The following is a 10,939-nucleotide window of genomic DNA, read 5'->3' on the forward strand; positions in this document are numbered from 1 at the left end:
CCATGACGAATCTCGACAACACCAGGATGGCATGGATCTCCGACGTCGAGGAGAGCCAGTACCCGCCGCTGACGCCGGCGCATGAGCAGGCCCTGGACCAGGCCTGTGCCAGCGTGGCGCCGAACTGGCCCCTGGACCGGCTGATCGCGACCAGCCCCTTCTGGGCGATGCGCGGGGAACACATCGCCAGCGTCTCGGCCCGGCTTTCGGCGCTGGGCAATGTGCACTGCCTGATGCCGCCGAGCCATTACCTGGGGCATCGGCAGCGCGGCGAGATCACCGATCATCACCTGGACCAGGCGGCGGAGCGGCTCGGCTATCGCGGGCCCTACCGGAACCTGCTGGGGGTCGTCGAGGAACTCGGCCGGCTGCCGCACTGGCACAACATCAGCGACCTGGTGGACGCGCGCCGTGACCGGCAGCACAAGATGGCCTGGCGCGACGAGATCACCCACCAGATCAGCCAGTTCTGTGCCGCCTTCTTCCAGGAGGACGGACCGCTCAATGCCGCACGGCTGAATGCGCCCGCCGGCAAGCGGCTCTATGGCCACTGGCGGGACATGACCCTCAAGGACCGCGGCATCGCCATCCTGATGGGGGAGCCGCGGCTGCGGCACTATTTCGAGACCCTGCCGACTGCCGAGGCCGGCCTCTTCCAGGCCGCGGTCGCCGAGCTGGACCTCGATGCCAGCCACCTGGGCGGCTATGCCCAGGCGCTGCTGCTGGACATCAACGGCTGGGCCGCCTGGGTGGCCTATCAGGATTGGCAACGGGACCTGGCGTCGCCCGAGACGCCACGTCACCCTTCCGACATGCGCAGCCTATTGGCCATCCGCCTGGCCTGGGAGCTGGTGCTGTGGCGTTACATCCGCACGGAACAGCCCGACCAGGCCGACCGGCTGACGCGTCTGTGGCATGCCGAGCTGGTGGCGCTGCCGGCGCGCATCGAGCGGCATCGTCGCGCCCAGCAACCCCTGTGGGTATGGCAGCTCGCCAGCGAACTGGCCTATCAGCAGCCGCTGCATCGGGCCCTGGAGGAGTCGGTAAAGGCGGGGAGTGCGAGCGCGACATCGCCGCAACTGCAGGCGGTGTTCTGCATCGACGTGCGCTCCGAGCCGCTGCGACGGGCGCTGGAGCACCAGAGTCCGGCCATCCAGACCCTGGGATTCGCCGGCTTCTTCGGCCTGCCGATGGAGTATCGACCGGGTGGTGCCGAGTTGGCCCAGCCCCACCTGCCGGGCCTGCTGGCCCCCCGGGTGACCCTGAGCAGCGGTTCGGCCGAGGGTGACCGGCGCTCGGCCCGGCGGCTGAACTGGCAGGCGCGCCTGCAGGAGTGGAGCCGGGCGGCGAGCGCCACCTTCACCGCCGTGGAGACCGGGGGGCTGCTGTACGCCGGCAAGCTCCTGCGGCGCTCGCTGGACGCCAGGGGCAAGCGCGGCCCGCTCGCCATGGACGAACTCCGCTGGCACTGGCGGGATAGCGGCGAGGCGTTGAGCCTCGCCGACAAGGCGGCGCTCGCTCGGACCGTGCTGGGTACCATGGGGCTCACCGAAGGCTTCGCGCCCCGGGTGCTGCTGGTGGGGCACGGCAGCCACAGCGCCAACAATCCGCATGCCGCGGGGCTCGAGTGCGGCGCCTGCGGCGGGCAGTCGGGGGAGGTCTCGGTCCGTGCCCTGGCTAGGCTGCTCAATGATCCCGCGCTGCGCGACGCACTGGCCGAGGCCGGCCTTGTCATCCCGGAAGAGACCCGTTTCATACCGGCGCTGCATCACACCATCACCGATCGCATCGAGCTGCCGGAGGGCACGGCGGATGCCTTCTCGCTGAACGAGGAGGAGCGTTCGTGGCTCGCCCAGGCCGGGGCCGAGGCGCGACGCGAGCGTGCCCCGCGGCTCGGCCTGTCGGGTGACGCGGCGGAACTCGAGGAGAGCCTCGATCGCCGCGGCGCCGACTGGTCGCAGACCCGCCCGGAGTGGGGGCTGGCCAACAATGCCAGCTTCATCGCCGCGCCGCGCCGTGTCACCGCACCGATCGACCTGGATGGGCGCAGCTTCCTGCACGACTACGACTGGCGCACCGACCCCGACTTCGCGCGGCTGGAACAGATCATGACCGCGCCCCTGATCGTCGCCCACTGGATCAACATGCAGTACAACGCCTCCACCCTGGACAACCGCAAGCTGGGCAGCGGCAACAAGGTGCTGCACAACGTGGTCGGTGGGCATATCGGCGTGTTCGAGGGCAACGGCGGTGACCTGCGGATCGGCCTGCCGATGCAGTCGCTGCACGACGGTGAGCGCTGGCGGCACGAGCCCCTGCGCCTGAGTGCCTACCTGGCGGCGCCGCCCGAGGCCGTCGACTCGATCGTGGGGCGACACGAGATACTGCGCTCTCTGGTGGAGAACGACTGGCTGCACCTGTTCACCCTCGATGACGAAAGCGGCGAGATCCTTGCCTGTCGGGGAGGGGCCTGGGTCGCCGCCTAGCGGCGCAGGGGAGACCCGGCCGGGAAACTCGTCGGCATGTCGTCGAGTGCGACCGCCGCGTGTCTTCCGCCGAGAGAACAGGCTCCCGAGCCGATTGCCCGGCCCGGGGGCTGTGGATACGAGGCGTCATTTCGCCGGTCAGCGAGGGTCAGGCCAGCTGGCGTCTGGCGGCACGCGTCGTGTTCAGGAGCAGGCAGGCGATGGTCATCGGGCCCACTCCACCGGGCACCGGGCTAATAGCTCCCGCTGTCTCGGAGACCGGGGCAAACGCCACGTCACCCACGAGCTTTCTCTTGCCATCCGCTTCGATGGCATTGATACCGACATCGATGACCGTGGCACCCGGCTTGATCCAGTCGGCGTTGACGAGTTCCTTCCGGCCGGCGGCGGCAACCACGATATCGGCGTTGCGGCACAGCGACTCGATATCCCGTGTGCGAGAATGTGCCATGGTGACGGTACAGTCGGCCTGCAACAGAAGTGCCATCATCGGTTTGCCAACGATGTTGGAACGACCCACCACCACGGCATGCTTGCCGCTCAAGTCCTGATGGACTTGACGCAGCATGATCATGCAGCCCTGGGGAGTGCACGGCACCAGCGATGCCTGCCCGGCAGCAAGCGCCCCGACATTGAGAGGGTGAAAGCCATCGACATCCTTGGCCGGATCGATCGAGGCGATGACCTCGTCCTCATCGAGGTGTGGCGGGAGTGGCAGCTGTACCAGGATGCCGTGCACTTGAGGGTCATTGTTCAGTTGAGCAATCAGCTGGTTCAGGTCCCCCTGCGTGGTTTCCGTGTCGAGACGGTGCTCTATGGACCCCATCCCTGCCTCTTTCGCCCGCTTCACCTTGTTTCTCACATACACCTGGCTGGCAGGATCCTCTCCGACCAGCACCACCGCGAGTGTCGGCACCACACCATACTCGCCCTTGAGGTACTCGACTTCGGAGGCCACCTTCTGAAGTACCTGGTTCGAAAGCTGCTTTCCGTCTATTAATTGAGCCATGGCACGTCAGCCTCTATTTGAAAATGATGGTCTTGTTGCCCGACAGAAAGACCCGGTGCTCGGCATGCAGTTTCACGGCGCGAGCCAGCGCTATCGTTTCGGTATCTCGCCCAAGGGCCACCAGCTCTTCCGGATAGTAGGCGTGGTTTACCGGTTGCACGGATTGCTCGATGATCGGGCCCTCATCCAGATCCGCAGTCACGTAGTGCGCGGTAGCTCCGATCAGCTTGACACCACGATCGAACGCCTGGTGATAGGGCTTGGCACCCTTGAAGCCAGGCAGGAAGGAGTGATGGATGTTGATGGCTCGGGCGTGGAGCTTCTCGCAGAGGTTGTCGGACAACACCTGCATGTAGCGTGCCAGTACGACCAGGTCCGTACCGGTCTCATTGACAATATTGAGGAGATCAGCCTCCTTCTCCGGCTTGGTGTCCTTTGTCACAGGGAGATAGACAAAGCGTATGCCTTCTCGTTCGGCGATTGGCCGAAGGTCCAGGTGATTGGATACCACCGCAGTGATCTCTATGTTCAACTCTCCCTTGCGATGACGGTAGAGAAGATCGACCAGACAATGGTCGAATCGAGATACCATGATCAAGACCTTGGTCGGGATGTGGGCATCATGCATGGCCCACTTCAGGGAGAACTTCTCTGCCAGATCAACGAACCCGGAACGCAGGTCTTCAAAGGTATGCAGCGAATCCGGCAGGAGACTGAATACGCTCCTCATGAAGAACTGACTGCTGACCTTGTCATCGAACTGGGCCAGTTCAATGATGTTACCCCCTCGTTCGGAAAGGTAAGAGGTAATGCCGGAAACGATGCCTGGTCCGGTTTCGCAGCTGACAGTCAGGACGAATTGATTGTTCTGGTCCGGGGAAGTTGTCATGACAGAGACCCTACTAGAGTAATGGTTGTTTGCCGCTGGTTGGAGGGCATCCCGAGCTCCCGTTCCTCGTCTGCAAAGAAGGGCCCTGGACGCAGCCGATTATCGGGTTGCCGACTGATGCTCTGAACTTGAATGCCGTATGATCAAGCATAATCTCCCTCGAAAGCGGATTCGCGGGAGGGCACCCATGGCACTCGGCCGCCCAGTACCCCGGATCGTTCAATAATCCCGGCAACGGAAGACTCCTGGCGATGAGCCATCACGTGTATACCGCTGACCCCTTCGATCTCCCGCAATTGCTGAATCAGTTCAATGCAGATGTTTCGACCCTCTGCCTTTTGATCCTGGGCACCTTCCAGGCGCTTGATGATGGAATCCGGAATATGAATGCCCGGAACTTTTCTTCGCATCCAGTCTGCCGCACGTGCCGAGGCCAGCGGCCCCACACCGGGCAGGATGAAACACTTGTCCAGCAATCCCAGGTCTCGGGATCGGTCCATGAAATTCCGGAAGCGGGGCAGGTCGAAGCAGTATTGCGTCTGAATGAACTGAGCACCTGCAGCAATCTTTTTCGCCAGCCGGTAAGGACGGAAATCAAAGGGGGGGACGAACGGGTTTTCTGCCGCACCGAGGAACACTCTCGGCGGCTCACTGAGCGTCCTTCCGCTGGCAAATACATGCTTGTCGCGTAACCTGGCGACCGTCTCGAGCAGCGACAAGGAATCCAGATCGAATACCGGCTTGGCTTCCGGATGATCTCCCGCTTGTACCCCATCCCCCGTCAGGCAGAGAATATTATTGATGCCCAGCGCCGCCCCTCCCAGTACATCCCCTTGAATGGCAATCCGGTTCCTGTCCCGACAGGAGATTTGCATCACTGTCTCGTAACCTTCTCGTGCCAGCAGCGCACACATCGCGACGCTGGACATATGGCAGTTGGCCCCAGAGCCATCGGTGGCGTTCATGCTGTCAACGTAACCGTCGAAGATTCGCGCCCGGGCATAGACCTCCTCCGGATTGGCCGAATCGGGGGGCGCCAGTTCAGTGGTGACGGCAAAATGCCCTGACTTCAGCACACGTTCGAGCCGTCCGGTAGAGCTATAGCCCGTTGTGTCGGATATCATGCGGCCAGCTTCAGGCCCAACGTTAACGCTCACTGCGAGCCTCCTTTTTGTACTGCCTGCTGTTCCGATGCCTCGCGAGCCACGCGCAGCCAGGAGGAGCTTCCTTCAAGACGATGATCAACCGGCAGTTGTACCACCTGTATCTTGTCGCCCCCTTTCATCTTCTGGCTCCCCTCCCAGGCTTCAACCCAGACACAGCGTTTCTCGGGATAGACCTCGCAATTCCCGTTCTGAAGGACACCGCCACAGGGTCCGTTTCGCATGGTCTTTGGGCAGTTCATGGAACAGGACATGCCGGTAGAGCTGAGAATGCATTGACCACACATCTTGCAGTCGAAAAGTAGCCCCTTGCTGAGCTCCTCCAGCTTGCCAACTGGCTTTTCTGCACGCTGGTAGCCAACCGATTTCCACAACGGATGCAGTTTGACGATTACCGGCTCGAAGGCTCGATAGGTAAGTTCAAGCAGTCTCGCGTGCCGTACGGCCCAAAGGCGAACGGAATACACAAGCTTCTCCTACCACGGTAGCACCACCGTGGAGCCAATTCTTGCTTCCTGAATTATTGATGCGTCTATTGAAAATCGTATGCCATCGTGACCCCCGGGGACTGGACAGCATCCTCCAGGAGATACCTTGTGATAAAGGCATTCATTGATGGTTATCGATGTTTCAATAGCCCTCAAGCATTCAGGGATTGTTTGGGACGGTGATCCGAAATTCTTATAGACGGTATCGCCCAGCGATCCCGGACCACCATTCCCGACTTTGCAGTAGCCCACCTTCCTCGTTCAGTTGGCTGACGTGCAAGCGGATGCCGCAATTTTCTTCTTGGGGTCGAAGAACGGCTTTTCGACAACCAAAGCCTTTGCCGGTCCCGACAGAGTCTGCACCTCCAGCTCAGTTCCGATCCGAGCATGATCAACAGCCACCATGGCCAGGGCGATGTTCTGATCAAGCCTCGGGGAGTAGACGGCGGAAGTAACCTTGCCGACAGTTTCACCATCATGATTCAGGGGCCAGAAGGTAGTGTTTGGTCCTTTGAGAGGTGCCCCTTCGATACGCAGCCCGACCTGCTTGCGGCTCACGCCATTGTCACGGATGCGCTTCAAGGCGGCCTTGCCGATGAAATCAGACTCCATATCCGGGTTCACTAGACGGTCCATCCCCAGTTCGTAGGGATTGGTGTCGATGTCCGCATCGGCGTGATAGGAGAGCATGCCGCCTTCGATGCGGCGAATGGAAGAGGTATGGCCGGGACGAAGCCCGAAGGGCTGACCTGCCGCCATGATTTTCTCCCAAAGTTCGTCGCCACGAGAGCCGTCTTGAAGATACAGCTCATAGCCCAGTTCACTCGACCAGCCGGTGCGCGAGACGATCAGTGGGATACCGTCGAGTTCGATCTCGCGAAGCCAGAAGTAGCGCAGGTCCGTGATGTCGTCTCCGAAGAGTGACTTCATGATCTCCCCGGACTGTGGGCCCTGCAATTGCAAGGGTGAGACATCGGGTTCACGAATGGTGACATCGAGGCTGGAGTTGACAGCGACACCCTGTGCCCATAACAGAATGTCGCTGTCAGCCAGTGAGATCCAGAAATGATTTTCCGCCAGGCGCAGAAGAATGGGGTCATTGAGGATGCCGCCGTCGGCATTGGTGATCAGGATGTACTTGCACTGCCCGACAGCCATTTGGGAAAGGTCGCGCGGGGTCAGGTTCTGCACAAACTTCGCCGCATCCGGACCGGTGATTTCTACCTGCCGTTCAGCGGCGACATCGCAGAGGATGGCCTCGTTGACAAGGTTCCAGAAGTTCTGTTCCGGATCTCCGAAGTCACGCGGTATATACATATGATTGTATACTGAGAAAGCTGTTGCGCCCCAGCGTAGTGTTGCATCGAAGTAGGGAGATTTTCGGACCTGTGTTCCGAAACCGAAATCCGCCTTTCTTTCCATCTGGATTACATTGCTGGGTGATACGCTTGTCATGATGAACACCTTTTCAGGATATGGAATTCATTGAGGTGTGAAAACCCGTTTATTCAGCATGGCTCACTATAGCTCTGGCAGGCCTCGAAACGCGTCCTAAAAGCACTCTAAAACTAGGATGAAAAGGCCAATTATTGGCGCTGTGAAGTCCGTTTGGTCCGGTGCCTGCGAAAGGGACCACCCCGGTCTCATCGCGCTCGTGACCCTGGCCCTTGCAGAGCATGGCGGGATCGAAGAAGCCCTGCTGGAGGATGGAAGAAGGCGTTGGGAGAACAAGTCTCGCATGACGGGGGCCTGCGGGCCGTTGGCATCAGCCCCGTAGCCTCGAGCTCGAGGTTCAGGAGAGCCTTTCGCGCAGGTCAGCCTCCAACCCGCCGGGGGCATGCCGTACAACGTCTGGCGAAAGACCGGCTCAGGCTTTGTCGTTGTTGATTACCATTAGATTGGCGAGGTTGACTTGCGTCGATTTTATCTCTCGGGTGGCGATGTAGGTCATGTAGCGTTCGATCCCCAGCTCTGCCGAAAGAAGCCGATCAATGACTTGCTGAAAGGCGGAAAGGCTGGGCGTCACGACTTTCAGGACGTAGTCCATACCGCCCCCCCGTCGTCATGCATTCGACGATCTCATCGACCTGGAAAATATAACTCTCGAAACGTTCGAAGTTTTCCTTGCGATGTCCCTCGAGCGAAACGGTTACCATTACCGTGGTGGTGTTCGCGATCCTGTCGAGCGCGATATCTGCGTGATATCCGCGTATCAGTCCGGCTTCCTTTAATCGAGAGAAGCGAATCCAGCATGGCGTCGGTGACAGGTTGACCAGTTCCGATAGCTTGGTCTTGCTGAGCTGGCTATGCTGCTGAAGTGCACGCAGAATGCGGATGTCTGCCGCATCAATGGCGATTTTCCTCATTGGTTCTCAGCCCTCATGGTAATCCCTACAGATGTGACTCATTCAGGAGTGAGTTGCAACATTTCCTGGCGCCATGCATGGCATCTGACGGCCACGCTACAGGTGATGTCGTAATGGGATAATGATGTCACTGCAATCATCCAGGGGCGTTCGTGAGGTATCTGTCGCCGACTCCCGGAACAGTCAGGCATGAGCGAAGGGCAACCCTTCACGCATAACCGCTGCAGACGCTGATATCGGCTAGCTCAAGGGCAAGGCGCCATATCGCCCCGTGCCGTGGCAAAGCAGGAATCCCCGGAGCCAGTCCCCGGGCAGGATGGCAGCGTAACGCCGCGGAACCGGAGGTCGAATGCCGAACGAGGGAAATGTACCTCTCCGTCACGTGTCTCAGGGAACAGCCGAGTGACTCCCCCACCTTCTGTAAAGACCGGCAGACCGAGGGAAAGGCGAAGTCGATCTCGAGAATGCCGAGCACACTATATGCGTGCCAGGCATTCAGGATGTTGAGCTGCATCGCCGACGAGTATGAAAAGATACAAGTTGCTGCCGCTAGTCTTCAAAAACAGGCTGGCCAGAGATTCTTGACTGGCGCCCTAGCTCTGACATTAGATTGATTGTGGTGTCCAGCCCGCGACGAGCATCCTCATCATTGTTTAACCGCCTGACACTTTTCCATAGCGTCGGAGGAGCTTCTTTTTGTCCCGCTCGAACTGATGCATATTGAAGTGCGCTCGTGATTTTCCAGGCACCTCCGATGCTGTCGTCATAGAGTGTCATGAGTTTCTGAATCATGGCGTCGTCTGTCATTTCAATGACATCGGATGCTGCGGCTAGCAAGTCAACGATATTATGCAGTCGACGTCCTTGAAGCAAGGGCGAGACTTTTTCTATCAATTCAACAACGCCTTTTAAAGTCGCAGGGTCTTGCAGGGCCGGTGAAGATTCAAGTATAGTCTCAAGTGACTGTATGGAAGCGGCCGCTGTATCATTTTTCATGAGTTTTTCTCCTTGTTTAAATAAGGCCGCGAGCTACAGACCAGTACACTCCACGATTAAAGCTCTTGCGCATGAGCCCGCCAATCTTGGTCGGTGGTGTCGGTTTTACATCTTCATCATAGTCGTACCAAAGAGGCATGCCTGCCTCCAGGCCCATTTGGGCAATGGCTTGTACTTTGCCATCGTATTCATCGACTGTTTTCCCGATGCGCATCAATCCTGCAATATTGTTGCAAATGACAGGGGACTGGTTGTGGCAACTTCCTCCAGCTTTGCTGATGGGCAAGTCAACAGTGTCGCCCATGATGAACACGTTATTAAAGCCTTCAAGTTGCAGTGACTGGCGATCGGTGGGTAACCAGCCTTCATGATTGGGCGACTCTGAAATATTCGAGTCAAGCACTGCATCGACGGCTCGGATGGGGGGCGTTTGCATCAGGATGTCAAAGTTTTCTTCGTCGCCTTCTTCTGAAGTGGCGACATTGTTTTCGGGGTCAACGCTGGCCAGGGTGAAACCTCTTTTGTGCTTGATGTTTTTTGAGTCAAAAATCGACGGCAATATTTCACCGGTGGGCTTCTGCAAGAACAGGCAGTTGCGAGTTAGCTGAGAAATTGTTGGGTAAGTGTACACCAGTTCAATTTTGTCGCGCACCCCTCGTTGACGTAAGAATTCATCCAGCATCAATGTGGTTTCTATCGGTGCGATACCGCACTGATGGGGCACGTTCGGGGTTTTGGGAAATGTTACACCAATAAATATGCGACCTTTTTCGATGGTCGAGATTTTTTCAAAAAGCTGTCGCGCCGGATTGTGCTGGTAGAAGTGATCTCCCGCTTCCTGCAAACCGTCTATCCGTTCCGGGGCGGGGATGCAGCCTGTGGAGACCACCAGGTAGTCATAGTCATGCACGTCACCCGAACGCATTCTTAATCGACTGTTTTTGAATTCAAATCCTTCTACTTGATCAAGTGTGAAATTGATTTCCGGGCGTAGTAGGGATGCCAGGGGGCGTCTTAGTTCATTCTTGAAGAACTTTCCAAATGCCACGTACATGAATGCTGGTTTGTAGTAATGCCAATGACTGTTGGAAATCAGGGTGATGCGTGCCTTTCCGCTTTTGATCTCGGGGTAGATTTTTCGAACAAGGTTGTTGGCAGTCATTGTTCCACCAATGCCGCCACCCACTACAATGATATCCTTCACCATATGGTTTCTCCGGAAGTGCCCTGCCTGGGCCGAATGTAGGGTAATTGGTTTTCAAGTCACGCCTGCATGCACATCTCCCGCCGTGCTCAATAGTTTTTTCAGGGCCTGAAATGGCAGAAATGCAACTTCATGGCGCGAAGGCATGGCTGCTGCGTTTTGCAACATCATCAATTCTGGCCAGATCAGCGCGCCGTCATCAGGTGGCTTGTCTTGAAAAATCAGCGACACTTGTTGCTCAATAGCTGATAGTGACTCCATCCTGAATCCGTGAGACCGGCCCCCAGGAATGCTTCTAACCTACTGAACTGCATGGCAATATAGCGAATATCGCCATT

The 10,939-nt window shown here is 58.3% G+C and carries 9 protein-coding genes and 1 pseudogene; 1 reads left to right on the forward strand and 9 read right to left on the reverse strand.

Going from position 1 to position 10,939, the window contains the following annotated elements; translation table 11 throughout:
* Positions 1 to 2: 2 nt before the first annotated feature.
* The gene (locus tag G7A98_RS13290; protein ID WP_163650162.1) at positions 3 to 2,486 is read left to right on the forward strand and encodes a DUF2309 domain-containing protein; all 2,484 of its coding nucleotides are present in this window, start codon (positions 3 to 5) and stop codon (positions 2,484 to 2,486) included.
* A 148-nt stretch (positions 2,487 to 2,634) separates the two neighbouring features.
* Here the strand turns inward: G7A98_RS13290 and folD are convergent, their stop codons facing one another.
* The 9 genes and pseudogenes from folD to G7A98_RS13335 all read right to left on the reverse strand — a co-directional run bounded on the left by folD (position 2,635) and on the right by G7A98_RS13335 (position 10,862).
* The gene (gene folD / locus G7A98_RS13295) at positions 2,635 to 3,495 is read right to left on the reverse strand and encodes a bifunctional methylenetetrahydrofolate dehydrogenase/methenyltetrahydrofolate cyclohydrolase FolD (RefSeq protein WP_163650163.1); all 861 of its coding nucleotides are present in this window, start codon (positions 3,493 to 3,495) and stop codon (positions 2,635 to 2,637) included.
* Positions 3,496 to 3,508: 13 nt separating this feature from the next.
* Positions 3,509 to 4,384, reverse strand: a complete 876-nt coding sequence (gene purU, locus G7A98_RS13300; protein ID WP_163650164.1) for a formyltetrahydrofolate deformylase — start codon at positions 4,382 to 4,384, stop codon at positions 3,509 to 3,511.
* Positions 4,385 to 4,527: 143 nt separating this feature from the next.
* Positions 4,528 to 5,541 (reverse strand): methylenetetrahydrofolate reductase, encoded by a 1,014-nt coding sequence (locus tag G7A98_RS13305; RefSeq protein ID WP_240464751.1) that lies wholly within the window; start codon positions 5,539 to 5,541, stop codon positions 4,528 to 4,530.
* The gene (locus G7A98_RS13310; RefSeq protein WP_163650165.1) at positions 5,538 to 6,014 is read right to left on the reverse strand and encodes a methylenetetrahydrofolate reductase C-terminal domain-containing protein; all 477 of its coding nucleotides are present in this window, start codon (positions 6,012 to 6,014) and stop codon (positions 5,538 to 5,540) included. The genes G7A98_RS13305 and G7A98_RS13310 overlap by 4 nt, the downstream gene beginning before the upstream one ends.
* A 282-nt stretch (positions 6,015 to 6,296) precedes the next feature.
* On the reverse strand, positions 6,297 to 7,490 hold the full coding sequence (locus G7A98_RS13315; protein WP_224414800.1) for a glycine cleavage T C-terminal barrel domain-containing protein: 1,194 nt from the start codon (positions 7,488 to 7,490) through the stop codon (positions 6,297 to 6,299).
* A 533-nt stretch (positions 7,491 to 8,023) separates the two neighbouring features.
* A pseudogene (locus G7A98_RS13320) lies at positions 8,024 to 8,401 on the reverse strand (Lrp/AsnC family transcriptional regulator); the annotation flags it as partial.
* A 549-nt stretch (positions 8,402 to 8,950) separates the two neighbouring features.
* Positions 8,951 to 9,397: a hypothetical protein gene (locus G7A98_RS13325; RefSeq protein WP_205596272.1), complete on the reverse strand. Its 447-nt coding sequence runs from the start codon at positions 9,395 to 9,397 to the stop codon at positions 8,951 to 8,953.
* A 16-nt stretch (positions 9,398 to 9,413) separates the two neighbouring features.
* Entirely contained in the window at positions 9,414 to 10,604 is a 1,191-nt protein-coding gene (locus G7A98_RS13330; RefSeq protein ID WP_163650166.1) for an FAD/NAD(P)-binding oxidoreductase, read from the reverse strand.
* Positions 10,605 to 10,655: 51 nt separating this feature from the next.
* Positions 10,656 to 10,862 carry a hypothetical protein gene (locus G7A98_RS13335; RefSeq protein WP_163650167.1) on the reverse strand — a complete coding sequence of 69 codons (207 nt, stop codon included), beginning with the start codon at positions 10,860 to 10,862 and terminating at the stop codon, positions 10,656 to 10,658.
* Positions 10,863 to 10,939 lie beyond the last annotated feature (77 nt).

The organism is Modicisalibacter sp. 'Wilcox' (assembly GCF_010993675.1).
Taxonomy (GTDB): domain Bacteria; phylum Pseudomonadota; class Gammaproteobacteria; order Pseudomonadales; family Halomonadaceae; genus Modicisalibacter; species Modicisalibacter tunisiensis.

Coding starts and splice junctions, on each gene's coding strand:
- folD (WP_163650163.1), bottom strand. CDS start 3,495: ATGGCTCAATTAATAGACGGAAAGCAGCTTTCGAACCAGGTACTTCAG.
- G7A98_RS13330 (WP_163650166.1), bottom strand. CDS start 10,604: ATGGTGAAGGATATCATTGTAGTGGGTGGCGGCATTGGTGGAACAATG.
- G7A98_RS13315 (WP_224414800.1), bottom strand. CDS start 7,490: ATGACAAGCGTATCACCCAGCAATGTAATCCAGATGGAAAGAAAGGCG.
- purU (WP_163650164.1), bottom strand. CDS start 4,384: ATGACAACTTCCCCGGACCAGAACAATCAATTCGTCCTGACTGTCAGC.
- G7A98_RS13290 (WP_163650162.1), top strand. CDS start 3: ATGACGAATCTCGACAACACCAGGATGGCATGGATCTCCGACGTCGAG.
- G7A98_RS13335 (WP_163650167.1), bottom strand. CDS start 10,862: ATGGAGTCACTATCAGCTATTGAGCAACAAGTGTCGCTGATTTTTCAA.
- G7A98_RS13325 (WP_205596272.1), bottom strand. CDS start 9,397: ATGAAAAATGATACAGCGGCCGCTTCCATACAGTCACTTGAGACTATA.